Annotated in this window: 23 protein-coding genes; 15 read left to right on the plus strand and 8 right to left on the minus strand. The window is 49.5% G+C overall.

The annotated features are described in order from the left end of the window. Window positions 1-24: 24 nt before the first annotated feature. Together HGH92_RS11795 and HGH92_RS11800 are read left to right on the plus strand one after the other, a co-directional pair. Window positions 25-786, plus strand: coding sequence for a glycoside hydrolase family 25 protein (locus tag HGH92_RS11795; protein ID WP_168870909.1), 762 nt, complete (start codon window positions 25-27; stop codon window positions 784-786). Between the two features lie 10 nt (window positions 787-796). Continuing rightward, window positions 797-1,078, plus strand: a complete 282-nt coding sequence (locus tag HGH92_RS11800) for a hypothetical protein (RefSeq protein ID WP_168870910.1) — start codon at window positions 797-799, stop codon at window positions 1,076-1,078. Here HGH92_RS11800 and HGH92_RS34015 read toward each other — a convergent pair. Then, window positions 1,075-1,650: a CAP domain-containing protein gene (locus HGH92_RS34015; protein WP_211092580.1), complete on the minus strand. Its 576-nt coding sequence runs from the start codon at window positions 1,648-1,650 to the stop codon at window positions 1,075-1,077. The genes HGH92_RS11800 and HGH92_RS34015 overlap by 4 nt on opposite strands. Window positions 1,651-2,165: 515 nt before the next feature. On the opposite strand from HGH92_RS34015, the gene HGH92_RS11810 reads away from it, so the two are divergent. Next, window positions 2,166-2,366, plus strand: coding sequence for a hypothetical protein (locus HGH92_RS11810; RefSeq protein ID WP_168870911.1), 201 nt, complete (start codon window positions 2,166-2,168; stop codon window positions 2,364-2,366). Between the two features lie 131 nt (window positions 2,367-2,497). Here the strand turns inward: HGH92_RS11810 and HGH92_RS11815 are convergent, their stop codons facing one another. Beyond that, window positions 2,498-2,935 carry a YybH family protein gene (locus HGH92_RS11815; protein ID WP_168870912.1) on the minus strand — a complete coding sequence of 146 codons (438 nt, stop codon included), beginning with the start codon at window positions 2,933-2,935 and terminating at the stop codon, window positions 2,498-2,500. A 116-nt stretch (window positions 2,936-3,051) separates the two neighbouring features. Here HGH92_RS11815 and HGH92_RS11820 point away from each other — a divergent pair, with 116 nt between their 5' ends. The 4 genes from HGH92_RS11820 to rmuC all read left to right on the plus strand — a co-directional run bounded on the left by HGH92_RS11820 (window position 3,052) and on the right by rmuC (window position 7,701). Beyond that, window positions 3,052-4,242 (plus strand): DegT/DnrJ/EryC1/StrS family aminotransferase, encoded by a 1,191-nt coding sequence (locus HGH92_RS11820; RefSeq protein WP_168870913.1) that lies wholly within the window; start codon window positions 3,052-3,054, stop codon window positions 4,240-4,242. A gap of 67 nt (window positions 4,243-4,309) precedes the next feature. Then, window positions 4,310-5,035: a 3-deoxy-manno-octulosonate cytidylyltransferase gene (kdsB, locus tag HGH92_RS11825; protein ID WP_168870914.1), complete on the plus strand. Its 726-nt coding sequence runs from the start codon at window positions 4,310-4,312 to the stop codon at window positions 5,033-5,035. 20 nt (window positions 5,036-5,055) lie between these two features. Further along, a complete protein-coding gene (locus HGH92_RS11830) occupies window positions 5,056-6,132 on the plus strand; it encodes an iron-containing alcohol dehydrogenase family protein (protein WP_168870915.1) in 1,077 nt (358 codons plus the stop codon). Between the two features lie 117 nt (window positions 6,133-6,249). Continuing rightward, window positions 6,250-7,701: a DNA recombination protein RmuC gene (gene rmuC, locus HGH92_RS11835; RefSeq protein WP_168870916.1), complete on the plus strand. Its 1,452-nt coding sequence runs from the start codon at window positions 6,250-6,252 to the stop codon at window positions 7,699-7,701. Window positions 7,702-7,746: 45 nt separating this feature from the next. On the opposite strand, the gene HGH92_RS11840 is transcribed toward rmuC, so the two are convergent. Then, window positions 7,747-8,934, minus strand: coding sequence for an MFS transporter (locus HGH92_RS11840; RefSeq protein ID WP_168870917.1), 1,188 nt, complete (start codon window positions 8,932-8,934; stop codon window positions 7,747-7,749). Window positions 8,935-9,110: 176 nt separating this feature from the next. Here HGH92_RS11840 and HGH92_RS11845 point away from each other — a divergent pair, with 176 nt between their 5' ends. From HGH92_RS11845 to HGH92_RS11860, 4 genes are all read left to right on the plus strand, one after another. Beyond that, window positions 9,111-9,581, plus strand: a complete 471-nt coding sequence (locus HGH92_RS11845; RefSeq protein WP_168870918.1) for a Dps family protein — start codon at window positions 9,111-9,113, stop codon at window positions 9,579-9,581. A 103-nt stretch (window positions 9,582-9,684) separates the two neighbouring features. Continuing rightward, the gene (locus tag HGH92_RS11850) at window positions 9,685-10,434 is read left to right on the plus strand and encodes an NYN domain-containing protein (protein WP_168870919.1); all 750 of its coding nucleotides are present in this window, start codon (window positions 9,685-9,687) and stop codon (window positions 10,432-10,434) included. Between the two features lie 4 nt (window positions 10,435-10,438). Next, window positions 10,439-10,981: an O-acetyl-ADP-ribose deacetylase gene (locus tag HGH92_RS11855; RefSeq protein WP_168870920.1), complete on the plus strand. Its 543-nt coding sequence runs from the start codon at window positions 10,439-10,441 to the stop codon at window positions 10,979-10,981. 92 nt (window positions 10,982-11,073) lie between these two features. Beyond that, window positions 11,074-12,450 carry a TlpA family protein disulfide reductase gene (locus HGH92_RS11860; RefSeq protein ID WP_168870921.1) on the plus strand — a complete coding sequence of 459 codons (1,377 nt, stop codon included), beginning with the start codon at window positions 11,074-11,076 and terminating at the stop codon, window positions 12,448-12,450. A 294-nt stretch (window positions 12,451-12,744) separates the two neighbouring features. Here the strand turns inward: HGH92_RS11860 and HGH92_RS11865 are convergent, their stop codons facing one another. From HGH92_RS11865 to HGH92_RS11875, 3 genes are all read right to left on the minus strand, one after another. Further along, window positions 12,745-14,718 carry a thiamine pyrophosphate-dependent enzyme gene (locus HGH92_RS11865; RefSeq protein ID WP_168870922.1) on the minus strand — a complete coding sequence of 658 codons (1,974 nt, stop codon included), beginning with the start codon at window positions 14,716-14,718 and terminating at the stop codon, window positions 12,745-12,747. A 36-nt stretch (window positions 14,719-14,754) separates the two neighbouring features. After that, window positions 14,755-15,105, minus strand: coding sequence for a phage holin family protein (locus tag HGH92_RS11870; RefSeq protein WP_168870923.1), 351 nt, complete (start codon window positions 15,103-15,105; stop codon window positions 14,755-14,757). Window positions 15,106-15,284: 179 nt separating this feature from the next. Next, window positions 15,285-16,214 (minus strand): hydroxypyruvate isomerase family protein, encoded by a 930-nt coding sequence (locus HGH92_RS11875; RefSeq protein ID WP_168870924.1) that lies wholly within the window; start codon window positions 16,212-16,214, stop codon window positions 15,285-15,287. 186 nt (window positions 16,215-16,400) lie between these two features. Between HGH92_RS11875 and HGH92_RS11880 the strand changes: the two genes are divergently transcribed. The 3 genes from HGH92_RS11880 to HGH92_RS11890 all read left to right on the plus strand — a co-directional run bounded on the left by HGH92_RS11880 (window position 16,401) and on the right by HGH92_RS11890 (window position 20,106). Then, entirely contained in the window at window positions 16,401-17,366 is a 966-nt protein-coding gene (locus HGH92_RS11880; protein ID WP_168870925.1) for a formylglycine-generating enzyme family protein, read from the plus strand. A gap of 39 nt (window positions 17,367-17,405) precedes the next feature. Further along, complete coding sequence (locus HGH92_RS11885) at window positions 17,406-18,740, plus strand: Gfo/Idh/MocA family protein (RefSeq protein ID WP_168870926.1); 1,335 nt, start codon at window positions 17,406-17,408, stop codon at window positions 18,738-18,740. A 76-nt stretch (window positions 18,741-18,816) separates the two neighbouring features. Then, window positions 18,817-20,106, plus strand: coding sequence for a D-alanyl-D-alanine carboxypeptidase (locus HGH92_RS11890; RefSeq protein ID WP_168870927.1), 1,290 nt, complete (start codon window positions 18,817-18,819; stop codon window positions 20,104-20,106). A 5-nt stretch (window positions 20,107-20,111) separates the two neighbouring features. On the opposite strand, the gene HGH92_RS11895 is transcribed toward HGH92_RS11890, so the two are convergent. Continuing rightward, window positions 20,112-20,753, minus strand: coding sequence for a hypothetical protein (locus HGH92_RS11895; RefSeq protein ID WP_168870928.1), 642 nt, complete (start codon window positions 20,751-20,753; stop codon window positions 20,112-20,114). Window positions 20,754-20,859: 106 nt separating this feature from the next. After that, window positions 20,860-22,629 (minus strand): carboxypeptidase-like regulatory domain-containing protein, encoded by a 1,770-nt coding sequence (locus HGH92_RS11900; RefSeq protein ID WP_168870929.1) that lies wholly within the window; start codon window positions 22,627-22,629, stop codon window positions 20,860-20,862. Window positions 22,630-22,893: 264 nt separating this feature from the next. Here HGH92_RS11900 and HGH92_RS11905 point away from each other — a divergent pair, with 264 nt between their 5' ends. Continuing rightward, a complete protein-coding gene (locus HGH92_RS11905; RefSeq protein ID WP_168870930.1) occupies window positions 22,894-25,959 on the plus strand; it encodes a SusC/RagA family TonB-linked outer membrane protein in 3,066 nt (1,021 codons plus the stop codon).

A 25,959-nucleotide genomic window follows, 5' to 3' on the forward strand; every position in this document is an offset into this window, starting at 1 on the left:
ATCCCTGCAACTAACTAAAACAACGTGAAACGTAACCGGACACGCATCATTTTATTGACCGTATTGACCATCCTGCTGGCGCTTGTTGCCGGGAAATGGTGGTATTTCCGCCAGGAGCGCATCTCCTTTGTGCGGTATGATGAGTTTGGGATCGATATACCGGTCAATTATAAAATCCATGGTATTGATGTCTCCAAATTCCAGAAAGATATTAACTGGCATGCTGTCAAACAGATGCAGGTCGATAAAATTCGTATATCCTTTGCCTTTATTAAAGCGACGGAGGGCATTACCCGCCAGGACGCTGCTTTCAGGCAGAACTGGGAGCGAGCAGGCAAAGCCGGGCTGGTGAGGGGCGCCTACCACTTTTTTTACAGCACGCGGGACCCGTTGAAGCAGGCCATTAATTTCCGCAATGTGGTGGACCTGCAGCCGGGCGATCTGCCACCGGTGCTGGATATCGAAACCAGCAATAATCAGCCGGCCGCGGTGATCCGCAGCACGGCCAAAATATGGCTGGAAGAGATGGAAAAAGCCTATAAAGTAAAGCCGATCATCTACACCAATATCCATTTCTATGAAACGTATCTTGGCAGTGAGTTTGATGATTACCCCCTATGGATAGCGCATTATTACCAGAAAGAGCGACCGGCGTCCAAAAGGGCGTGGCTTTTCTGGCAACATAGTGATATCGGAAGGGTGAACGGCATCAGAACGACGGTGGACTTTAACGTATTCAGAGGCGACAGCGCCGATCTCGCGAAACTGTGCCTACCGGCGCATTGAAACTAATCATATGGCAGAAGAAAAAGAAAACCCCGAAAGAGAACCGAAAAAGATAGACAAACTGGACAGAGACCTTTTCTGGTTTCTTATCAAGATCATGCGTACTATTTTCGTCGGTTTTTTCTGGATGGTTTTCAATGTGTTCCTGGGACTGTACCTGGGATTTGCCGTGCCGGAGGAGTCAACCCCCGGCCGGATGATATTCTTTTACTCCTGGTTTGTATTGTCCCTGGGAGCCTACCTTTATATGGTATGGCGTTTCTGGCGCAAAAAAATGGATAACCCTGATTAGTTGCCGCTTCTTCTGCCAAGGTCCATGGTCCAGTAGTTGCCGGCCTTGCCGACGCCCATTTCCTTGAAATTACCGTTCATGATGTTTTTACAGTGCCCCGGACTGTTGATCCAACCCTGGATAACACTTTGTTCTGTCATGTAGCCCTGCGCAATGTTTTCTCCGTAAGTGTTCCAGTTGTAGCCCACAGCATCGAGGCGGGAGCCTGGCGTGGAGCCGCTGGGAGAGGTGTGGCTGAAGAAGTTGTTGGTCTGCATGTCCACACTGAAATTGTACGCTGCTTTCTCCAGCAGGTCGTTCCAGGTGACAGGGCCTACCGGCGGCATCTGGTCGCCGCCACAGTTACAGCCTTTGCTGCGTACATCGTTCACCAGGCTAAGCAGGGTGGCGCGGTCAATTGTGTTGCCGGCTACGCCGGTACCCGGAGGAGTGGTCGTTCCCGGATTGGTAGTGCCGGGATTGGTCGTTCCCGGAGTAGTGCCTGTTCCGGGTTTGGTGGTGTCGGTACCCGGCTTGGTACCTGAACCCGGTTTGGACGTGTCTGTTGTAGGTTTTCCTGGTGTGGTCGTCACCGAATCCTGCCGGCTTGGATTAAGTAAACCAGAATCTTTGGAACAGGCTGTAAATACTGCCGCTGCTACACATACACCTAAAATCGCACAAATAAATTTCCCTGTCATAACCAGTTAAAAATTAAAAAATTAAAAAATGAATAGATACAGGTTCTAAACAGGACAAGGATTAAAACTATAGGAGTTTTCAGGGATAGGATTAAAACTACTCGTCGGTAGTTCAAAGGTTATGGGTTAGGAAATGCAGAGGCAGTACAAAACGTTTTCTGCGGTCACGAAAATAGGGGATAGATCCGAAAAAACGCCAGCGTTTTTGCAAACTGAATGTTAATGGACGCAACCTTTTGCTACTCAGTGCTGTAGGGAACATTGCACACTGGAGGCCGGCAGATGGGGAGTGTTTGCCCCGTCTCCAGCCCGCTAAACGCGCTAAAACCGCGGTTTTGCGCTTGGAATAGTGTTTGTCGGACTTATATCGAAGTTCATTTTCGCTTCATTTGTTTAAAACCGGTGTTATGAAGAAAAGGAATCTTAGCAAAGAGAAGTCGACAGGTTTTTCGCAAAACAAAAAAAGGCCGGCAGAAGTGCTGACCACAGACAAGGGGACCGTTACGCGCAACCCTCTTCACGGGGACTTGTCAGCATCGCCGGAAGAAGAAAACAAGGCCGTACGTGACGACGAAAAAAACAGCAAAAAGTCCAATAAGGATAAATAAATAAATAATTACCATATCCGGAGAAAACCCAGACGTTTTTTATTAAAAGAAGATAACAGCTTACTTTTTAGTTTCTTCTTTAATGTTGTGGTGTATAGCGGCCATCCTACTCTTAGGATGGTTTTTTTGTCTTAGCTGCTATGGTCGGCAATGATCTTCCAGGCGCCGTTGATACGTCGGAGAGTGAGGGTGAAGTGTCCCTGAAGGTCACCAATGCTGCGCTGAAGATGCCATTTGCCCACTACAAAATACACATCGCGGGCCAGTGGCTTGAATTCCAGCAGTTTAAAATCCAGTTTGCCCATGGCCGCCGTGTCGGGGTAGCTCTTTTTGTAGCGGTCAAGCGTAGCCTGCCAGCCATAAGTGACCCCGTTTTTACCAATAAACAGCAGTGAGTCTGAATGCCAGTAGGTTTGCATGAACGCATCAATATCGCCGCGGTTCCAGGCGCTGGTCTGGGCGGCCATGAGGCCTTCTATCTGCCGGCGGTCGTCCTGTTGGGCATCGGCATGTTGGGCTGGCAATGCGGAGAAGCTGGCTATTATTATCAGGAACAGTATAAAACGCATGGTGAATTTTTAGCAAAAGATAAACAGAATTTGCGATGTAACGCAACACTGATTATAGTAACTTTGCAGCACTATTTTGACATCTCTTTCAATTATATTTTAAAAATCAACAGCTTATGCCCGGATATGAACTATTTGGCGCCGAAGAACGGAAAGAAGTAAATGATGTACTGGAAACAGGCATCATGATGCGTTATGGATTTGACGGTCCGCGTAAAGGGATCTGGAAAGCAAAGGAACTGGAACAGGCCATTTGCGACAAACTGAACGTACAGTACACACAGCTTGCCTCCAGCGGTACAGCCGCACTGACCACCGCCATGGCCGCCCTCGGACTGGGTGCCGGCGATGAAATCATCATGCCTACCTTTACTTTCGTTGCCAGCTTTGAATCTGTATTCTCCGTTGGCGCTACGCCGGTGCTGGTAGATGTTGATGACACCCTGACACTGGACCCCAAAGCGGTGGAAGCAGCCATCACTCCCCGTACCAAAGCAGTGATGCCGGTACATATGTGTGGCGCTATGGCTGATCTGGACGCCCTGCAGGCCATCTGTAAAAAACACAACCTGTTGCTGCTGGAAGATGCCTGTCAGTCTTTCGGCGCTACCTATAAAGGCAAAGCGCTTGGTTCTATCGGCGATGCCGGCACTTTCTCCTTCGACTTCGTAAAAACCATTACCTGCGCAGAAGGCGGTGCTATTATCACCAATAACAAAGACGTTTATATCAAATGTGACGGTTATACAGACCATGGCCATGACCACCTTGGTGTGGACCGTGGTGCAGACCTGCATCCGTTCATCGGGTACAACTACCGTATCTCCGAGCTGCATGCAGCCGTAGGACTGGCACAGGTCCGCAAACTGGACAACTTCCTGGCCATTCAGCGGAAGACTAAAAAAATCTTCAAAGATGCGCTGGCCACCGTGCCTGGCGTGACTTTCCGCCGCCTGCCGGATGAAGCCGGCGACAGCGCCACTTTCCTGTCGTTCTTCCTGCCGGAAGCCGAACAGGCCAGAAACGCTGCGGCCGCCATGAAAGCTGCGGGTCTGCCTGCTTTTTACTACTACGATAACAACTGGCATTATATCCGTCAGTGGGACCACTTCAAAAATGGTGACGTACTGACACCATTTGCTCCCGGCCTGAAACAGGCGATGGAAATTTATAAAACCAAACAGTTCCCTGCTTCCGATGCTATTATCAGCAGGAACATTTCCACCCCTATCAACCTGGCCTGGAGCGACGCAGAAGTACAGGAACGGGCTGAAAAGCTGGTGAAAGCCGTAAAAAGCGCGTTATAATTTCACATAAAAATGCAAAGCAGCAAAGGACATTGCTGCTTTGTGTCTTTGTGAGTAAAGCATAAACATGAAGAAAGTAGCTTTGATACCTGCCCGTTATGGCGCTACCCGTTTCCCCGGGAAGATGATGGCCCAGCTGGGTGGAAAATCCGTCATCCTCCGCACGTACGAATCCACCGTTAATACCGGAGTATTTGATGATGTGATGGTAGTGACAGACAGCGATGTGATCTACAACGAGATTGTTGGCCATGGCGGCAAAGCCGTAATGAGCAAAAAAGAGCATGAGTGTGGCACGGACCGTATAGCCGAGGCCGTTGTTGACATGGATGTTGACATCGTGGTGAATGTTCAGGGAGATGAACCGTTTACCCAAAAAGACCCACTGGAGAAACTGCTCCGGGTTTTTGAAGGCGAAGAGGGCAGCAAAGTGCAGGTAGCCTCTTTAATGCAGGAGCTGCATGATGAAGCTTCGATTGCCGATCCTAACTACGTGAAAGTAGCGGTAGACAAACAGTTCAACGCCCTGTTCTTTTCCCGTTCCGTGATCCCGTATCCCCGCAATAAGGACATCAAAAGCATTTATTACGAGCATATCGGTATTTACGCGTTCCGCAAACAGACGCTGCTGGATTTTACGCAGCTGGCGCCTACGCCGCTGGAGCTGGCGGAGAAGATCGAGTGTCTGCGTTACCTCGAAAACGGTATTCCGATGAAGATGGTCGTTACTTCCTATATGGGGGTGGAGATCGATACGCCGGAAGACCTGGAAAAGGCCTCAAAATATTTATAACATCTAACTAAAACGGATATATGAAATTCAGGAATTTCAAAATGGTGGACTACGTAGTTTACGGCAGCGGATGTTTTGATCAGCTGGGCGAAATACTGGCCCCCCGTCGTAAAGGCGATGCTCCCATGATTTTTTTCGTGGATGAGTATTTCCAGGACAAACAGGCATTTCTGTCCCGCATACCGCTGCAGGGCAAAGACAAGGTTGTGGTGATTGATGTGACGTACGAACCCAAAACCGTTACAGTAGATAAAATCCGTGACGAGCTGAAAGCTGAATTCGGCGAGGTGTCCGGTATTATCGGCATTGGCGGTGGTTCTGTGATGGACATGGCCAAAGCCGTAGCGCTGATGATGACCAATCCCGGTTCCTCTGCTGATTATCAGGGCTGGGACCTGGTAAAGAACCCGGCAGTGTATAAAGTGGGTATTCCTACTATTTCCGGTACCGGTGCAGAAGTAAGCCGCACCTGCGTGCTGACAGGCCCTACCCGCAAGCTGGGCATGAACTCTGACTACACCCCGTTTGACCAGATCGTGCTGGACCCTGCACTGACAAAGACTGTGGAGGTTAACCAGCGTTTTTATACCGCCATGGACTGTTTTATCCACTGTGTAGAATCGCTGACCGGCACCTACCTCAATGCTTTCAGTAAATCTTATGGTGAGAAAGCACAGGAGCTGTGCGAAGAGATATTCCTGCAGAAAGACATCTGGGACGATGATTCCGACGAAAAACTGATGATGGCCTCCTATGCCGGCGGTATGAGCATTGCTTATTCCCAGGTAGGAGTGGCCCATGCCGTAAGTTATGGACTGGCTTACCTGCTGGGCACCAAACATGGTATCGGTAACTGTATCGTGTTTGACAAGCTGGAAGAGTTTTATCCTGATGGCGTGAAGAAGTTCAAGGAGATGGTGAAAAAACACAACATCGATATTCCGCAGGGTATTACCAAAGGACTGACGGATGAACAGTTTGATACCATGATCAATGTGTCGCTGGGCATGGCCCCGCTGTGGGAAAACGCGCTGGGCAAAGACTGGAAGGAGATCATGACCCGTGAGCGGCTGCGCAAGCTGTACGAGAGATTATAATCTTACGGGAAACCATATTAAATAATACGAATTGCAGCGTAGTTTGCAATTCGTATTTTTTTTTGCACGCAAATCCAATGCGTAGTCATAAACGATATTGCCTTTAACGAACTAATCATGTTGATATTATTGATTGTCACAGGAATCGGGGCCCTGGTGCTGGGGTATTTATACTTCACCGCAATGGGCCGGCAGCGGGCATTACAGACGGAAATGTCAGCACAACAGGAGCGCCATGCCCAGCTGGAAGCGAAGCAGGGGTATTTGCAGCAGCTATTGGACGACAAACAGCAACTGGCCCGCGAGAAGCAGGAGCAACTGGAGCGGCTCAACGAAGAGTTTGCTTCGTTGATGGCCGAGCAGGGCCGGTTAATGGAGCAGAACAAATATCTGCAACAACAATTACAGAGCGAAAAGGAAAGGCTGCACGAAATGCACCAGGACTTTAAAGCACAGTTCGAGAATACAGCACAACAGCTGCTACAGCGGATATCCGGGAATTTTATGCAGCAGAACCAGGTGAAAATGGACGATCTGTTGAAACCACTGGCGGAAAAAATTGATAATTTCCGGAGCAGCGTGCAGCAGTCCCTGGTGGCGGAAACATCGCAACGGGCGGAGTTGAAATCGGAATTGCAGCGGTTGTTGCAATTGAACCAAACCCTTTCCAAAGAAGCGAACAACCTGACGAAGGCGCTGAAGGCGGACACCAAGAAGCAGGGCAACTGGGGGGAGATGATCCTGGAAAAGGTACTGGAGGCGTCGGGCCTGGAGAAAGGAATCCACTACGTCACACAAGACGCACAGCGCGATGAGACGGGACAACTGCGGTTGCCCGATATGGTGCTGCAACTGCCGGAAAACAGGCAGCTGGTGATCGACTCCAAAGTATCCCTTAAAGCATATGAACAATATTGCAGCGCTGCTGAAGAGGCGGAACGGCAACAGGCACTGAAGCTGCATGTGCAGTCTGTGAAGAACCATGTGAATGAACTGAGCCGCAAAGCCTATCATACGCTGTATAAGAACACCACCGATTTTGTGATGCTGTTTATTCCAATAGAGCCGGCATATGCGCTGGCGGTAATGCAGCAGGAGGAAGACCTTTATGATTATGCTTTCCGCCGTAAGGTGATCCTGGTGAGCGTACCGTCGTTACTGGCCACGCTGCGGATCATTGACGCCATGTGGAGGCTGGATAATCAAAACAAGAACGCAGAAGAAATTGTGCGGCAGGGCAGTGCGTTGTACGATAAGTTCGTGGGCTTCGCGGAAGACATGGGGCTGATCGGGGAACACCTGAAACGCAGCCAGAGCGTATATGACAGCGCGATGAACAAGCTGCATACCGGTAATGGCAACCTCGTAGGCAGAGCGGAGCGCATGCGCAAACTGGGGCTGGAGAATAAAAAGAGCCTGCCTCGGCAATTGACAGTAGAGGTAGAGATGACGACCGATGAGGAGACCGCGCCTTCTGCATCCGGAGCAGAACAAATACCGGCGCCAGGTATCACCGTGCAGCGCCCGGCCTCTCCTGATGAAGTGGTTCAGAATGAGCAGGAGCAGTAACTTATTTGTTTTGCGGGTGGAGTCATCGGTATTGTTGCATCGGGCTTACGGACATTCTTTGGCCATCATCGCCGGCTTTTTGTAGAAAAAAGTCAGGTAGATGGTAGCCAGTAAGGTAATGCCGGCAAAGAGGTAAAACGTTGCCGGGAAGTTGGATGACTTGTTGTTGTAGATAAAAGCGGAGAAATAAGCCCCCAACCCGATACCGGCTTCCATGGCGATATACATGCTGGCCAGTGCGCGGCCACGGTGCTCGGGCTGCCCCAGGTCGATGGTCCATGCTGTTACAGCCGGCGAGTTGAGGCCTACGGAGATGCCATATACCACGGCGGAAGCCATCAGCAGGGCCGGAGAGCCGGCAAGGCCCATCATTAACATGGAAGCGGCCATCAGCACGGCGGAAACCTTCAGTACAGGCACCCTCCCATAACGGTCAGACACCTTACCGGCCAGCAAACGGATGCCGATGGAGCTGGCAGTAAAATAGGTAAAGAACACGCCCTTGTTGGCCACTCCCAGAAAAGCCCCGAAATCGGGGATAATCGTGAGCATAGCGCCATAGCTGAAATAGGTCAGGAAACAAATGATCACCGGAGACCACACCAGCGGCTCAAATATTTCATCTCCCTTGATTTTTAACAGTGAAAGCCGGAATGGCTGTTTGTTGACCAGGGTTTCTTTCATGCCGATCAGGATCACCACAGACAGCAGGGCAAATACAGCCGACAGCTGAAACATCACGTTGATATTCCATCTTAACGCCATGTAACCGCCAATGGCCGGCCCGAGGGCCATCCCGATTGTGCTGGCCAAACCAACCATGCCCATGGCTTCACCCCGCCGGTTGTACGGAATAATATCGGAAACATAAGCGGAAGTACCGGTAGGTTTGAACCCTGTGGAGAATCCATGGAAAAAACGAAGTAGCAGAAACGCCCCAACGGAGCTAACCAGTGGGTATAACAGACTACACACCACACATACCAGAGAACCGAAAATCATGACCGGCACACGCCCGATAGTATCTGTCAGCTTGCCGCTGAAAGGCCTGGACAATCCGGCCATCAATGTAAACAATCCGATAATATACCCCTTGTAATCCGCCCCTCCCATATTACTCAGATAGGCAGGCAGCTCAGGGATCATCATATTGAAACTGGCAGAAAATAAAGCATTACTCAGGCATAAGAGAATGAAATGCAGACTGTAGATTTTTCCGGAAGACTGGTCCATGCCGCAAAATTAGTAACTATGGTACAATTTTGGCAAATATGTTGACCGGATAACGAAAACCTGAACAAAAGCGGCTATGGACCTGTTTATTATAGCGATTGTTAATTTATGATAAACATCATAATTGCCCTCCGGAAGAATTCGTAAATTTATTTAAAACCAAAAAATTCAGTTATATGAAAATCGAAATTGGCATCTCTGCGGAACACGCGAAGAAAATAGCATTAGAGTTGAACAAAGTACTGGCTGACGAATTACTGGTGTACGCCAAAACGCGCAACAGCCATTGGAACATTGAAGGTCCCAATTTCATGGAATTACACAAGTTCTACGAAGGACAATACGAAGAGCTGGAAGAAATTGCAGATGAAGTGGCAGAGTATATCCGTAAAATAGGACACTATGCGGAAGGCCGTTATGCAGACGTACTGAAACTGACCAACCTCCTGGAATCCGAGTACTCCAACGACCAGAAAAAACAGCTGCAGGAACTGCTGAACGACCATGAAACCATTATCCGTAACCTGCGCAGACTGATCGATGAATTCGATGAAAAATACAAAGACAAAGGTGCTGCTGATTTCGCAACACAGCTCCTGCAGAAACACCTGTCACTGGCCTGGATGATCCGTTCTTACCTCAAATAATAACAATTAGGATATTTGGTTATTTGGAAATTTAATCATTTTAAGAACCCACTAAATGATTAAATTTCCAAATAATCCAATAACCCAATGTAACGTATTCCACATGGATAATTCAAACGATCTTCGCCTCGCTGTATTGATAGATGCCGACAATATACCCTACCACAACATTAAAGGGATGCTGGAAGAAGTAGCCAAATACGGCAACCCCACTTTCAAAAGAATTTATGGAGACTGGACCAAACCTACCGTAGCAGGCTGGAAAGGCGTATTACTGGAAAATGCTATCACTCCGATACAACAATACAGTTACACCTCCGGAAAAAACGCTACCGACTCGGCCATGATCATCGATGCCATGGATATCCTGTATACCGGCAGGGTAGACGGGTTTTGCCTTGTGTCCAGCGACAGCGATTTTACCAGGCTGGCCACCAGACTGAGAGAGGCTGGCATGAGGGTAATAGGCATGGGAGAGAAGAAAACGCCCAGCGCCTTTCGCGCTGCCTGCGATAAGTTTATCTATCTCGAGATATTACAAATCAGGGAAAAGAAAACAGAAACCGGCAGCAAACCCAAATCGGCGAAGGAAAAACCCAAGGGCATCAGCAAAGCTGATAAAGAACTGATCGATCTGCTGTCAACCAGTATCAATGATATTGCCGATGAAGACGGATGGGCCTATCTCGGAGAGCTGGGCAACCTGCTGCTAAAAAAACAGCCCGACTTCGACGCCAGGAACTATGGCTTCAACAAACTTGTACAGCTGATCAAGAACTTCCCCAACTTTGAAATAGATATCCGGGAGAGCGGCAAGAAGACCGGCAAACTGGTGTATGTAAGAACAGTATAACGTTATGGCATATAGGAAAATAAAGATCGTCAAGGGAGATATTACCAAAATGGATACTGCTGCCATCGTAAATGCGGCCAACTCTTCCCTGATGGGCGGCGGTGGCGTGGATGGCGCTATCCACAGGGCCGGAGGACCGGCCATTCTGGAAGACTGCCGCGCTATAGTGGCCCGGCAGGGGGGCTGTAAAACGGGAGAAGCCGTGATCACCACCGGCGGCCGTTTGCCTGCCAAACATGTTATACATACTGTGGGTCCTGTCTGGAACGGTGGACATAACAACGAACCTGCACTTCTGGCCAACTGCTACCTGCATTCGTTGCAGCTGGCATCCCGCCATCAGCTTGCATCAGTGGCTTTCCCTAATATCAGCACCGGTATTTATCATTTTCCGAAAGACCTGGCTGCCAGTATTGCCATGGACACCATTGTCAACTTCCTCGAGCAGGATGAAGTGGTGCAGGAGGTGGTCCTGGTATGCTTCGATGATGAAAATTATACGCTGGCACAACATTACTACAATCAATATATAAGGCCCGAAGAATAAATGACGATGGTTTGGGGGTTAAAGACAAGCCGGTTTGTCTATATTTGAAACCACAACGATTAATGAATCGAAAACCAAACCACCATTAAGAAATGAAACCAACCAAAGTAAGCAGACTGCTGCCACTGGCGGCCTGCCTGGCATGGAATGTCCATGCAATTGCCGGTCCGGCCCCCGTTCCCACACTTGCCGTTATCCAGGGACAAGCACCTGAAAAAGCCAAAAAGGTAACATTGTACGCCGTGGAAGAAGGCCGCAAATCCGAAATTGCCAATGCTATGGTGGATGAGCAGCATGCTTTTGCCTTTGCCATCCCGTCGCCTAAAGAAGGGTTCTACTATCTCTCCGTTGGCACCCGCGGAGACACCCGTATTTATCTTAAACCGGGCGATCAGCTGAAGCTGAAGCTGGAATATGATGCTTATACCCTGCAGGCAGGATCAGCAGAGAACAAACAACTCTGGCAATGGCAAGAGCAGCTGGGCACTATCTCCCGTTATACGAGCCTTGGGGATACGGCCACTTACATGACTTTCTTTCCCAGGCTGGAAGCACTGGCCCCCAGGGTGTCCGGCCTGAAAAAGGCGGTGAACACTCCCAACAAAAAGTTCAACGAACTGCTGAAATACACCATGGACGTGGATATGGAACATATTGCCATGTCGTTTTTGCTGATGCCGCATTCCAAACATCCGGAGAAGGGCCAGTATCCGGCTTTTTATCGGCAGATTATACAGAACAACAAATACTGTGATGGCAAATTGCTGGCTAATGGAGACGCGGGCAGCATCGTTCGTTTATATGAGACGTTTACCTACATCATGAGTACGGAAAAAAGGGCAGCCCCGGCTTCCCTGGCGGAAAATGTACAACTGTTTTGCAATGATACCATCAAAGGGCTGTTTATCACGGAAAGCCTGGGCGGGTTCAGGACGTTCGATAAGCTCACGGAGGCGGTAACGCCGGTGAAACAGTACCTGGTAACAGCCGACCAGCAACAGCGTTACCTGGCGGCAGAGAAAGCCTTGCGTAAGTTTGCCGCAGGAGAACCAGGATTCAATTTTAATGGCGAGGATACCAACGGCAAAAAGGTGGCTTTCAACGATTTAAAAGGAAAAGTGATCGTGGTGGACGTATGGGCTACCTGGTGCGGACCCTGTAAAGCGGAACTGCCTCACCTGCAAAAACTGGAAGAAGAGCTGCACGACAAAAATGTCACTTTCGTGGGCTATTCTGTCGACGAGGCCAAAGACAAAGAAAAGTGGTCGGCTTTCGTGAAAGAAAAAGACATGAAAGGAGTTCAGCTCTTTGGCGCAGGCTGGGGAGAGGTGACCAAATTTTATGATATCAAGGGTATTCCCCGCTTTATGGTGTTTGACCAGCAGGGTAAGATAGTGACTATCGATGCGCCGCGTCCTTCTACGCCGGAGCTGAAAGCACTGATAGAAAAGCTGCTTGGCAAAGGGTAACTGCCAGGAATAGAGATACAAAAAGAAAAAGGCTTCCGGAAGGAAGCCTTTTTCTTCTATAATGCGATGTGAAAAACTATTAGAGTTTTGCGTATTTCGCCCAGGCGTAAATGAACATCAGAGCAAAAATAACGATGGCACAAGGAGCCAGAAAATGACCAATGCTATCACCCACCTTGTAAAAGTTGGTGGTCTGTACTACTGTTAAGAGATTCGTCAACATTGTATAATGATTTATTTATTTCCTGGGTGCAAATTAGAACATTCATGGCAAATTCCCAATCCTGCCGGCTATTACCATCGGGTTAATTGTTGGATACACTGATCCAGACGGGATTTGGCGAGGAAATTTTTTTCCAGTGCCGCGGCAAATGGCACCGGTGTGTCGAGACTGGCGCAGCGGATAACGGGCGCATCCAACAGATGAAAACAATGTTCAGCTACCCAGGCGCTTATTTCCCCTCCCAGTCCGCCGGTGAGGGTGTCTTCATGGAGCACCAGCACTTTGCCGGTGAGGGCTACTGTATCCCGGATGGCGTCGTAGTCCAGCGGCAGCAGGGTGCGGAGGTCCAGGATGGCGATGGAGAGCGCCGGATGGGCGGCAGCATATTCCATGGCCCAGTGTACGCCGCTGCCGTAGGTGATGATGCTGATATCGTCTCCGGCCTGTATGAGCCGGGCTTTTCCGATTTCCATCGTGTAGTAGCTGTCGGGCACCAGTCCGCTGATGCTGCGGTAAAGCGCCTTGTGTTCAAAGTACATCACCGGATTAGGGTCTGCAATGGCCGCCGTCAGCAGGCCTTTGGCATCTTCCGGTGTGGAGGGGTATACCACTTTCAGGCCGGGCACATGGGTAAACCAGGCCTCGTTGCTTTGTGAGTGGAAGGGCCCAGCCCCTACGCCGCCGCCGGTGGGCATTCTGATCACCACATCGGCTGTCTGCCCCCAACGGTAGTGTATCTTGGCGAGATTATTTACGATCTGGTTAAAACCACAGCTGACAAAGTCGGCAAACTGCATTTCCACCATGCTTTTGAAACCCGCGATAGACAGGCCCAGGGCGGTGCCAACGATAGCGCTCTCACAGAGAGGGGTGTTGCGCACTCTTTCTTTTCCGAAACGTCCCAGCAGGCCGTCGGTGATTTTGAAAGCGCCGCCATATGCGGCAATATCCTGTCCCATGAGCACCAGTTCCGGATATTGTTCCATAGACTGTCGCAGTCCTTCGGAAATAGCGTCGATGAACCGTTTTTCAGAAGCGGTGCCGGAAGGAAGTAAGGCCGGTGGCGCCGGAGCGTATATGTCTTCCAGTTCGGTGCTGGTATTCACCGCGAAGGGGCTGGGTTCCAGCCCTTTGGCCACTTCTTCGTCTATACGGTGCTTCAGTTCCTGCCGGAGGGCTTCTATGCCGGCATTGTCCAGCAGGTGGGCTTCCCGCAGGAATGTTTCGTATTGTGCGATGGGGTCTTTTTTGCCCCATTGCTCAAAAAGCTCCGGCGGCACGTATTTTACGCCGCTGGCTTCTTCATGGCCTCTCATGCGGAAGGTCATGGCTTCTATCAGTACGGGCTTCTGTTCTTTGATGGCGTAAGCACGGGCGGTACGGATGGTCTGGTATACCTCAAGAAGGTTGTTGCCGTCCACTTGTACGCCTTCCATGCCGTAACCGATGGCCTTGTCAACGAGGTTTTTGCAGTGATATTGTTCGCTGACGGGTGTGCTGAGGCCATAGCCGTTATTTTCCACCAGGAAGATGACGGGCAGGCCCCATACGGCGGCCACGTTAAGCGCCTCATGAAATTCGCCTTCGCTGGTTCCCCCTTCGCCGGAAAAGGCGAGCGATACTTTATGTTCTTTTTTCAACTGATGGGCCAGTGCAATTCCATCTGCGATGGAGAGCTGCGGTCCCAGGTGGGAGATCATCCCACAGATATGATAAGCCCTGCTGCCAAAGTGAAAGGAACGCTCACGGCCTTTGCTGTATCCTTCGTCACTGCCCTGCCATTGCAGGAGCAGCTTATGCAGGGGCATATTACGTGTGGTGAATACACCGAGGTTGCGGTGCAGCGGCATGATCCATTCATCGGCTTCCAGCGCCAGGGTGGCACCTACTGCAATGGCCTCCTGGCCAATGCCGGAAAACCATTTGCTGATTTTCCCCTGCCGCAACAGCAGCAGCATTTTTTCTTCTATCAGCCGTGGGTACAGCAGTGCCCTGTAAAAAGACAACAACTCCGTGTCGGCGAGATGAGACCGGTCGAAATACATGTATAGGCTATTTTACGGCGTGAACAGGGCAGGAGGTCAGTCATTGCTGCCACCGGCGAGGTTGATCAGGAGACTGTTGATAATGGTCATCACGATACTGAACAACATCGCCCACCAGAAACCGTCCACTTTAAAGCCAGGGACGATCTTCGCGGCCAGCAGTATAATGATGGCGTTGATCACAAACAAAAACAAACCCAGTGTCAACAGCGTGGCGGGGAGCGTAAGCAATACCAGCAACGGTTTTACCAGTGCATTCAGTAATGCCAGCACAAGCGCCAGGATCAGCGCGGTAACAAAACTATCGATTTTGACTGCCGGCTTCAGCAGGTAGGTTGTTAACATAGCCGCCAGTGCGCTGACTAATATACGGACCAGGAAACCCATATGATTGTATTTAGTGTATCAGAAACTACATTAAGATAACGAAAAAAAACAGCATCAACGTATACAGTGATATAACTGCAGTAACAGCGGCATTATCAAATTAAAAAGCCCTGTCAACAGTAATTGACAGGGCTTTAATCATATAACGTTTTAATCTTCGTCAATCAGGGGAGTCAGTATCAACCCTGTACATCACAGTCGCGGTAAGCTTTTATCAGCGCGGCTTCCCCGTCTTTGCCCTGGCCGGCGATGCCGTGTTCCATACCCAGCACGCCTTTGTATCCTTTCTTGTTCAGGTGGGCGAAAATATTTTTATAGTTGATTTCACCGGTGCCAGGCTCCCTGCGGCCGGGGTTGTCACCGATCTGGATATAGGCAATTTCATCCCAGCACTGATCGATAGTAGGGATGAGGTTGCCGGTATTGCGCTGCATATGGTAGATATCATAGAGAATTTTGCAGGAAGGGCTGTTGACGGCCTTACAAATCTCAAAGGATTGTTCAGCGGTACGGAGGAATAAATCCGGTGTATCACTGAGTGGTTCCAGTACCATGACAAGTTTATGTGGTTCAAAGATGGCAGCGCCTAAACGTAAAGCGGTGATCACGTTGGCAGTCTGAATGCCCATGGGCAGGCTGCGGTCGAAGAAGCCGGGCACTACGGTGGCCCATTTGGCGTTGCAGCGTTTAGCCACGTCCACACTGTCTTTACAGGTTTTCACAAAGGCATCGGTGAATTCCTGTTTGCCGGTAGTCAGCGAAGTTTTCCAGTTGTTGCCGGTATCTACTACAAACACGCCCATGGTCATGCCCAGTTTGGCGAGCAGGTTGCCAATCTTTTCCTGTTCAGCTACAGGGCGGTGCATCATGCCGTTATCTTCTATTGACCGGAAACCCTGGTCATACATATATTTGATCTGGTCGAGGAAATCTGCGCCGGCACTGTTTTTAAACATGCCATCGTGCGGGGCGAAGTTCATCTTAAAGGGTTTTTCCTTAGCAGCTGTAGTGCCGGCCGTAGCAGCCTGGCTTTTGCTGGTAATACCGCCCAGGGCCAGCGCGGAGATGCCGGCCAGAGTGCCCTGCTGCAGGAATTTTCTTCTTTCCATAACGTAAGGTTATTTTAAAATGACATAGAAAAGGACATCCGCTAAATTTAATCGCTTTTATAAGGAAATGCTAATAAAGCTGAAAAAAATTCAACTCATCCTCCATTTTTCGCATTCATAAAAAAATATTGCATTCCACTTTGTAATTTTTTAAATTCACCCACTTGTATTTTTTAAAACGTTTGGATGACTAGATATTATGTGACCTTTCTGCTGGGCGGGTTGCTCGGCCAGGTTATGACTACACGGGCGCAACAAGCCTTCACGCAGTATGAACAACAGATCCCAGGAACTACGGTAAGTTTTAAAATGGTGCCGATCAAAGGAGGCACTTTCACGTTAGGAAGCCCGGACAATGAAAAAGGAAGAAACAAAGACGAAGGCCCGGCGAAAAAAGTGACAGTGGGCGATTTCTGGATGGGAGCTACAGAAGTGACTTTCGATGAATATGATATATATGCCGATGCGGAAAAGGATAAAACACCTGTCCCGGACGGTATGACGCGCCCCAGCCCGCCATATATTGATCTGACGCTCGGCATGGGTAAAGCCGGCGGATATCCGGCCAATAGTATGAGCCAGTATGGTGCCCTGATGTATTGTAAATGGCTGTACGCCAAAACCGGCATCTTCTACCGTCTGCCTACCGCGGCAGAATGGGAATATGCCTGTCGCGCGGGATCATCCACTCCCTATCCGTACGGAACAGATGCGTCCCAGCTGAAAAAATACGCCTGGTACGAGGCCAACAGCGAAGACAAATACCACAAGGTAGCACAGTTGCAACCCAATGCATGGGGACTGTATGATATGCTGGGCAACGTAGCAGAATGGACACTGGACCAGTATGACGAAAACGGCGTAGCTACGGTGTCTGCCACAGATCCATGGACGGCCCCCACAGCTAAAATGCCCCGCGTGATCAAAGGCGGCAACTACAAAGATGCAGCCCCGGCCTTACGCAGCGCCGCCCGTCTGAAGTCGGACCCGATATGGAACCGCAGGGACCCACAGATTCCGAAAAGCTCCTGGTGGAATGCTGACGCTCCGTTTATTGGTTTCCGTATTGTAAGGCCAGCCAAACAACCAACACCGGAAGAAGCACAGAAATTTTTTGAAGAAGTGATCGATAAGTATAAAGGCGCACGCTAAACATCATCTAAAAAATCAATAAATCACAACGCATTTTTTATGGAAAGCGAACAACAAAAATTCCACGACAAAGGCCGCCGCGATTTCGTTAAGCAGACATCCCTGCTTGCCGGAGGATTGCTGGCCATGCCCATCTTATCTAAAGCAAACTATTTCTCCGGTTCTTCTGATGTGATCAAGATTGCCCTCATTGGTTGCGGCGGCCGTGGTACCGGCGCTGCCACACAGGCACTGAGCACCAAAGAAAACGTGCAACTGGTAGCCATGGCCGATGCCTTCCCTGACAGGTTGAACGACAGCTACAACAATATTAAGGAAGCCCTCGGCGATAAAGCCAGCAGGGTAAACGTTCCGGAAAAAAATAAATTCACCGGCTTCGATGCCTACAAACAAGCCATCGCGCTGGCTGACGTGGTGATCCTGACCACACCTCCGGGTTTCCGGCCTATCCACTTTGAAGAAGCCATCAGACAGAATAAACACGTGTTCATGGAAAAGCCGGTGGCAACAGATCCTGCCGGTATCAAAAAAGTACTGGACGCCGCCGCTCTAGCTAAATCCAAAAAACTGAACGTGGTGGTAGGCCTGCAACGCCGTTACCAGAACTCCTATCGTGAGCTCTATAAACGCGCGCAGGACGGTATGGTGGGTGATATCCTCTCCATGCAGGTATGGTGGAACCAGGGCGCATTGTGGGTAAAACCCCGCAAACCGGAGTATACCGAAATGGAATACCAGATGCGTAACTGGTACTATTTCAACTGGCTCTGCGGCGATCATATCGTAGAACAACATATCCACAATATCGACGTAGGTAACTGGTTTAAAAACGCTACCCCTGTTACTGCCAGCGGTATGGGGGGCCGGGCCATCCGCACCGGTAAAGAATACGGAGAGATCTTCGACCACCACTATGTGGAATACCGTTATGCTGACGGCATCGTGATGAACAGCCAGTGCCGCCACTGGAAAGACGCTCCCAGCAAAGTGGATGAAGAGATCGTAGGCACAAAAGGCCGCATCTACTGCGACAAAGCACAGATTGTGGACCACAAGGGGAAAGTGCTCTATCAGTTTGATAAGAAAAAAGAAAACAATCCTTATCAGACCGAGCACGACGAGCTGTTTGCTGCCATTGCAAAAGGAGAATACAAATTTGCCGATGCGCAGCGTGGCGCAGAAGCTACCCTTTCTGCCATCATCGGCCGCCTGGCCACTTATTCCGGCCAGGTGATCAACTGGAACACCGCGCTCAACTCAGGGCTGGACCTGCAACCGAAGACCTATGCCTTCGATGCGCAGCCACCGGTAATGCCGGATGCGTCCGGAAACTATGCGTATGCAAAACCAGGTATTACAAAATATTTTTCCTGATATTTTTCTGCACACGATTATCAAACAATGGGAAGATGCCAACGTCATCTTCCCATTTTATTTATAACTTACTGCTATGAGATTAATTTTACTGCTTTCCGCCATCGGCCTGTCTTTACAGGCTTCGGCCCAGACGGCCGCCATCACTAAATGGGCCAACAGTACCCTGTTACACCAGCAGCCGCTGGAACAGGCGCATGTGGGTATTTCCATTTATGAACCGGCCACTAAAAAGTACTGGTACCAGTATCAGGACGATAAGTTTTTTACCCCTGCCTCCAATACCAAGATATTCTCCCTGTACGCAGGTTTGAAGCTGTTGGGCGATTCATTGCCGGCTGCGCGCTATTACGAAAACGATACCGCCATTTTTGTGAAAGGCATGGCAGACCCTTCTTTCCTGCATCCTGATTATACTTTTCAACCGCTGCTGCAGCTGTTGCAACAAACCGGTAAACAGATATATCTCGTTCCTGCGGTCAACCTCAACAAACGTTATGGCCCCGGATGGTCATGGGCCGACTTTGCCGATGATTATCAGCCGGAACTGACCGAATGGCCCATGTACGGCAATGTGGTCCGTATCTACCATCATGGCGATACCAGTAAAATGGTACCGGCCCTTTATGACCTGGAAGCTACGCAAGACCGTACCATCAGCAATACCAGCACCGACAGGGATGAAAGAAACAATCTTTTTTTCCTGAAATACAACCCTGCCTATAAAGAAGTGTCTTCCACAGAAGTGCCTTTTATCACAGGTGGAGAACAACAGCTCCGGGAAAGATTACAGGACACGCTGCATAAACGTATAGGCCTCGCCGTTGCCCCGCAATTTGCATCGTTTCAATTACTGAAAAGTATTCCGGCCGATTCGCTGTTTACGCCGATGATGCATCGCAGCGATAATTTCTTTGCGGAACAAACACTGATGATGGCGTCGGCCAGTCTCTGGGATACGATCAGCACCAAAAAAATGATCGCCTGGTTGCAGGACGGCGACCTGAAGGACCTGCCGCATCCGCCGCAGTGGGTGGACGGTTCCGGCCTCTCCCGGTATAATCTGATCACGCCCCGCGACTTCGTCAGCATCCTGGACAAGATGTATGCGCTGTATCCGCAGCAGCGGTTATGGGATATTTTTCCTACAGGTGGTAAAGGCACCTTGCGCAATTATTATCAGCAACAGTTTGTGCATGCTAAAACCGGAACGTTGAACGGGGTGGTGGCATTAAGCGGGTATCTGGTGACGAAGAAAAATAAAACGCTGATATTCAGTGTGCTGGTAAATAATCACCAGGATACGGCCACGAATGTACGAAGAGCTGTAGAACGACTGCTGACAATGATCTGGAAGGACTATTAAGGTGTTCAGGGTTTGAGTACATAAGATACCAGTTTGATGGTATCGTCTTCCTGGTCTGCTTCTATCAGTCCGATCCCTTTGGCGTAATAGCTGGTAGAGATGGTGCCGACGGCCACCGGATTGTTAAGTACAATGGCAGACGCGTCCAGCTTTACAGCAATCACATCAAGGTAGTTTTTGCCATTAACAGCTTTAGTGACGCCTTTCTGGGTGATGGTGTGTTGCAGGATGGCCTTGGTGGTAAGGGTGCCGTTGCTAACGGTAACAGTATCTGACCAGCTGCCGCCCACCGGCACAGATTCCTTGAGATAGGTCAGTTGCAGGCTGTCTGCCTTATAGCCCTGGAAAGTGAAGATACTGGCTATCTGGGTATAAATGCCGTCTTTACAGCTGGAGCAGAAGAAGACGCTGTCATCGCCCACTATTTTGTAGGTAGTGCCGTTGATAGTGGTGTCTCCCCCAACAGTCAGGGTGTAGGAAATAGTGTCCTGGGTTTTATTAACATCAATATAGGAGAAGGAGGAATTAGTAGTATACGGAGCATAGTCGCAGGCGGGGAATCCTGGTCCGTGGCTCATCTCTTTACTACAGGCGATCAGCAATGTGCAGCCTGCCAGAAACAAAAGGAGTGCGTGGAGGTGCTTCATAAACAATAGATCTGGTTATCCTATAACGTTCACTGCTATGAATTTATGCAAAAAAGGCCAATAGTTTTTGGAACTACCGGCCTTTTTCATGTATAGTGATTTTTTGTTATTCTATTCTTACTTTAAATGAGCCACTGATGGGGACTAACGTGCCGCCTTGCATTTTTTGAATGTTGCCGGAGAAAGAACCTTCAACATATTCGCCAGCTACTCCCGTGCTGGTAATGGTGATATTCACTGACTGTCCGTAATAGTTATTGCCGCTCATACTCACTGAAAAGTAGGGAGCCACACTGGTGCCAACTTTGATATCCGGCAGTTCCATGTTGAGCTGACTGGAAGGTGTTGTTTTTTGTGCAGCTGAAATGAGATAATAGTTTGCAGAAGCTGTATCTGATTTGTGATAAGAAAACAGAATAGAGTCCGTAGGCGTGATGAAGGTAGTATTTTGTCCTTCCAGAAGAAGGGTGACGGTACTGGCTTGTATAGCGTCACAAGCCTGAAGATCGCGGGTGTAGTCACCCGGTGCGGCCTGGAAGGTAGTAGTCGACATCTTGTTGGCCGTCTCATCTACCGGATTGAGTGTTACCGTGGCCGTAGTGGTTTCACAACGCAGAATGGAAGCGGTATAGTTGCCGTTCAGGATAGGTGCTGCATAATGCACACCATTTACCTGTATGTTGACCACTCCTTTGGTTACCGCGGCGCCATCACAGGTGGTTACTTTTCCACTGAAAGATAACCTGGACTGAGGATTAATGGTGATGTTGAAGGTGCCGGCATTAGTGTCTGTTGACCATGGGCCTGCTTTTTTGGAGAAGATAACTTCGCCACATTTATCTTTTATCGTAATGGTTACCTGTTCGTTGGCCGGGACCAGCCCGCTTATTTCTCCGGCGGCATCCGTATAGCCGTAGGTGCTGCTGTTATTGTTGCGGGTAATTTGCACTGCGGTGTTGGCCAGCGGGTTGTTTTTATCGTCTTTAAAGGTGGCTTTCAAATTAACGATCGGGAACTGGGCGTCACAATTCCAAAAGGAGAAGTGTTTAACGGTGCCTACGTAACTGTTGCCCATTTTCTCTGCGCTGCCTTCCTGCTGCCACAGACCGGTACTTTCATTGAAATGCCATAACGGAATGGTGGCTGGTGCTGTTTGCCGCAATGTGGCAGGAATTTCCATCCGGAAGGTGACGTTGTTGATTCCGTCCAGGTGCAGTTTCTCTCCGTTGTCGCCTTGTAATTCCAGCGCCATCATACCGAAGGACTGTAAGGCTACCAGTTCGTTTTTATCGTTGACAGCCCGCAGGTCGCCGGGCATGATGTCGGCGAAATCATCTCTTTCAGGATTGATGAAAGCATATGTCAGTGTGGCTTTGCCTTTGTACGGTTTATTGGAGGCGTCCAGCACCTGGTTAGGGACAAAGATGAATTGTGCATTAGATGCACCGATGACGCCGCCGGCGGTAGCATCAAACGTGCCTGCCGTTGCTTTGGGTAATAGTTGTATCTGCACAAACTGTTCTCTCCCGGTGGCGGTTACACGAAAAGTACGGATGCCGTTAAAGAACCCTGCTTTCTGCACCGTCACTACAGCGGCGGCTTCCGTGATGCTTATATCCTGGAAGCGGAAAGAGCCATATTGATCGGTGAGCATGTTCTGCTCTCCGCACAGTACGCGCGCGCCCGCGATGGGGTTGTTGCTGGCATCTGTAACAATGCCCTGTACGCCTGCCTGTATCTTTTTATCAGAAATGGGAGGGGTGCCGGTAGAGGGGGACGTTGTTTCAGGGGGATTGTCTACTGTTACCATTCTTTTGTCGCAGGCTGCAAGCAACAAGGTACAGCAGGTTAACAGCCATAAAATTTTTCTTGTCATAGGGATGGAAATAGCTGATAAATAGTTCGCTAAAGACATACAAATATAAAATATTCCTCTTATGCATATACGCTTTTAAAAAAAGACGTCAAAACCACGCTTATTTTTAGAAAATAATCAAGCTTTTTCTAAATATCTTACTCAGTGTATTCGATACACTTGTTGTTAATAAATCTAAATCTTATTGTAAGATCTAAATAACGTCACATAAATTATTGAAAAACAGTAAAACGTAGCATTTTTTATCACCCAAAAATCTCATTTATGAATCCACGTTATGCGAAGGCAATGCTATTGCTATGCCTTTCCGCCGCCTCGTCAGGGCCGGTCGCAGCCAGGGCTTTAATGCCTGCGGTGTGGCAGCAGGCCAATCCAACAATAGAAGGTAAAGTCAGGGACGTCAACGGGAATCCCCTGCCAGGGGTAACGGTGCTGTTGAAAGACAGCCAGCGCGGTGCCGTTACAGACGTAAAAGGAAGCTTTACCCTGAAAGACGTTAAGAAAGACGCGGTGCTGCTGTTCCAGTTTGTAGGTTATGATCCGCAGGAAGTTAAAGTGGAAGGTCGTACATCCATTAACGTTGTCCTGAAGGAAAACCAGAAAACCCTGGACGAATACGTTGTTGTAGGGTATGGCACACAGAAAAAGGTGACCAAGACCGGCGCCGTGGCCACTGTGAAAGGAGCTGAACTGCAGCAGTCTCCCAACGTGAACATCTCCAATTCACTGGTAGGACGTATCCCGGGTATCATTGCTGTCAACAACAGCGGCGAGCCGGGCAATGACAACTCCCGTATTTTTATCCGCGGCCGCAGCACGCTCGGTGTTAGCACGCCGCTGTATGTAATCGATGGCATTCCCCGTGAAGGCTTTGCCCGCCTGGCCCCTGGGGACATTGAAAGCGTGTCTGTATTGAAAGATGCGGCTGCTGCCATCTATGGTTCCCGTGCGGCCAATGGCGTTATCCTCGTTACCACCAAACGCGGAAAAATAGGCAAGCCTACTGTTAACTACGGCTTTAACCAGTCTTTTGTGTCGCCTACCCGCCTGCCTAAAATGGCGGATGCGCCTACCTACGCCAGGCTGGTCAATGAAATCCTGCAGTATGGCGGCGATGCGCCCCGCTTCTCAGAAGACCAGATCAAAAAATTCGGTGACGGCTCCGATCCCTGGTTATACCCTAATACCAACTGGTATGATGCAGTGATCAAAAACACCTCCCTGCAAAACAGGCATGACCTGTCCCTCAGCGGCGGTACGGAAAAAATGACGTATTACGTATCACTCGGAAGCCTCTTCCAGGATGGTATTTATAAGTCCAGCGCCACCTATTATAAACAACAAAACATCAGGGCCAACCTCGACGCAAACGTGAATGAAAACGTGCATCTGCGCTTCGACCTGGCAGGAAGACTGGAAAACAGACATTTCCCGCCACGTTCTGCCGGTTCCATTTTCCGCTCCCTGATGCGTGGACGGCCTACTGAAAACGCCATCTGGCCCAATGGCCTCCCCGGACCAGACATCGAATACGGGGACAACCCGGTGGTAACGAGCACCGATATTATCGGATACACCAACGATAAAAACTATGTAGTTAACGGTACCCTCGGCGCAACTGTCAACATCCCCTGGGTACAAGGATTGTCTGTCGATGGAAACTTCGCTTATGATCAAAACTTCGCTTTCATCAAAACATGGGTAAAGCCCTGGACGCTTTACACGCTTGATCCCAACAGCCCGGACCATAAGCTGAATCCCGCTTCCAGAGGGGTGAGCGCGCCGGAGCTGAATGAAAGCTTCAACAGCAACCGTATGACAACGGTGAACGTGAAACTGAATTATGTACGCTCTTTCGGAAAACATAACCTGAACACTTTCATCGCCTTTGAACAGGCCACTTTTGATGGCGACACCATGCTGGCCAATCGCCGGTACTTTATCAGTGATAAACTCGACCAGCTGTTTGCCGGCGGCGATAAGGAAAAAAATAACGGCGGCACCGGCTTCTCTTTTGCACGCAGAAACTATTTTGGCCGTATTTCCTACAACTATAAAGAAACATACCTGTTTGACTTCAACGCCCGTTATGACGGTACGCAGAACTTCCCGCGCAACAGCCGCTTCGGTTTCTTCCCCGGCGCTTCTGTGGGCTGGGTGCTGTCTAATGAAGGTTTCTGGAAAAAAGGCGTGCGTGCCGTGGATTACTTCAAAATCCGCGCTTCATGGGGCCAGATGGGGAATGACCAGATCCCGTCTTTCCAATACCTCAGTACCTATGGGTTCAGCGATGGGGGGGTGATGTTCGGTGGAGACCTGAACAAAGGTATTTACCAGATGCGTTCGCCTAATGAAGCCATTACCTGGGAGGTGGCCAATAACTACGACGTAGGTATCGAGGCGTCATTGTTAGGTGAGAAATTGTCTGTAGAAGCAGATTACTTCTATACCCGCCGCGCCAACATCCTGGTGAGCCGTAGCCAATCCATGCCCGCCTATACCGGTATGACGCTGCCACAGGAGAATATCGGTAAAGTGGAAAACAAAGGTTTCGAAGTTGTCCTGAAACACAAAAATGATATCAACAAATTCCATTACGAGGTAGTCGGTACCGTTACCCATGCTCAAAACAAGATCCTGTTCTGGGACGAGGTGCCCAATGTTCCCGAATGGCAGAAATCAACCGGCAGAATGATCGATGCGCCGCTGTACTACAAAGCGATCGGCATCTATAAAACACAGGAAGAAGTAGACAAGTCTCCCCATATCAGCGGAGCCCGCGCCGGTGACGTGATTTTTGCCGATGTTGACGGCAACGGCATCATCGATGACCTTGACCGTGTCCGGGTAAACCGCACCGAAAATCCCACCTGGATATTCGGTCTTACGCTGAGTGCCAAATACAACAACTTTGACTTCACTATGTTGTGGCAGGGCGCTACCGGCGCCAGCCAGTACCTGCACACGGAATCCGGTCTGATCGGCAACTTCCCCGAAGCGTATATCAAAGACCGTTGGACACCCGATAACATCAACGCATCCTGGCCAAGGGTAAATGACCGTGACCGCGAATATTGGGTAAACCGCCAGAACACTTTCTGGTTCTGGAAAACAGACTATGCCCGTCTTAAAACAGTGGAGCTGGGGTATACTATTCCCGGACATGCTATCAGAAGCATCGGCCTGCAAAAACTGAGGGTATATGTGAGTGGTCAAAACCTGGTGACGATCGATAACGTAAAAATATTTGATCCGGAAGCGCCCATGGGCAGCGGCCAGTTTTATCCGCAGTCGAAGATTTATAATGTGGGATTAAATGTTACTTTCTAA

It is taken from the genome of Chitinophaga varians (assembly GCF_012641275.1).
Taxonomy (GTDB): Bacteria; Bacteroidota; Bacteroidia; order Chitinophagales; family Chitinophagaceae; genus Chitinophaga; species Chitinophaga varians_A.

Bases quoted from the DNA above. Each gene is read 5' to 3' on its own strand.
- HGH92_RS11840 (WP_168870917.1), bottom strand. From the start codon at position 8,934: ATGGACCAGTCTTCCGGAAAAATCTACAGTCTGCATTTCATTCTCTTA.
- HGH92_RS11895 (WP_168870928.1), bottom strand. From the start codon at position 20,753: ATGAAGCACCTCCACGCACTCCTTTTGTTTCTGGCAGGCTGCACATTG.
- HGH92_RS11855 (WP_168870920.1), top strand. From the start codon at position 10,439: ATGGCATATAGGAAAATAAAGATCGTCAAGGGAGATATTACCAAAATG.
- HGH92_RS11865 (WP_168870922.1), bottom strand. From the start codon at position 14,718: ATGTATTTCGACCGGTCTCATCTCGCCGACACGGAGTTGTTGTCTTTT.
- HGH92_RS11815 (WP_168870912.1), bottom strand. From the start codon at position 2,935: ATGCGTTTTATACTGTTCCTGATAATAATAGCCAGCTTCTCCGCATTG.
- kdsB (WP_168870914.1), top strand. From the start codon at position 4,310: ATGAAGAAAGTAGCTTTGATACCTGCCCGTTATGGCGCTACCCGTTTC.
- HGH92_RS11800 (WP_168870910.1), top strand. From the start codon at position 797: ATGGCAGAAGAAAAAGAAAACCCCGAAAGAGAACCGAAAAAGATAGAC.
- HGH92_RS11885 (WP_168870926.1), top strand. From the start codon at position 17,406: ATGGAAAGCGAACAACAAAAATTCCACGACAAAGGCCGCCGCGATTTC.
- HGH92_RS11830 (WP_168870915.1), top strand. From the start codon at position 5,056: ATGAAATTCAGGAATTTCAAAATGGTGGACTACGTAGTTTACGGCAGC.
- rmuC (WP_168870916.1), top strand. From the start codon at position 6,250: ATGTTGATATTATTGATTGTCACAGGAATCGGGGCCCTGGTGCTGGGG.
- HGH92_RS11860 (WP_168870921.1), top strand. From the start codon at position 11,074: ATGAAACCAACCAAAGTAAGCAGACTGCTGCCACTGGCGGCCTGCCTG.
- HGH92_RS11875 (WP_168870924.1), bottom strand. From the start codon at position 16,214: ATGGAAAGAAGAAAATTCCTGCAGCAGGGCACTCTGGCCGGCATCTCC.
- HGH92_RS11890 (WP_168870927.1), top strand. From the start codon at position 18,817: ATGAGATTAATTTTACTGCTTTCCGCCATCGGCCTGTCTTTACAGGCT.
- HGH92_RS11820 (WP_168870913.1), top strand. From the start codon at position 3,052: ATGCCCGGATATGAACTATTTGGCGCCGAAGAACGGAAAGAAGTAAAT.
- HGH92_RS11900 (WP_168870929.1), bottom strand. From the start codon at position 22,629: ATGACAAGAAAAATTTTATGGCTGTTAACCTGCTGTACCTTGTTGCTT.
- HGH92_RS11870 (WP_168870923.1), bottom strand. From the start codon at position 15,105: ATGGGTTTCCTGGTCCGTATATTAGTCAGCGCACTGGCGGCTATGTTA.
- HGH92_RS11850 (WP_168870919.1), top strand. From the start codon at position 9,685: ATGGATAATTCAAACGATCTTCGCCTCGCTGTATTGATAGATGCCGAC.
- HGH92_RS11905 (WP_168870930.1), top strand. From the start codon at position 22,894: ATGAATCCACGTTATGCGAAGGCAATGCTATTGCTATGCCTTTCCGCC.
- HGH92_RS11845 (WP_168870918.1), top strand. From the start codon at position 9,111: ATGAAAATCGAAATTGGCATCTCTGCGGAACACGCGAAGAAAATAGCA.
- HGH92_RS11810 (WP_168870911.1), top strand. From the start codon at position 2,166: ATGAAGAAAAGGAATCTTAGCAAAGAGAAGTCGACAGGTTTTTCGCAA.
- HGH92_RS11880 (WP_168870925.1), top strand. From the start codon at position 16,401: ATGACTAGATATTATGTGACCTTTCTGCTGGGCGGGTTGCTCGGCCAG.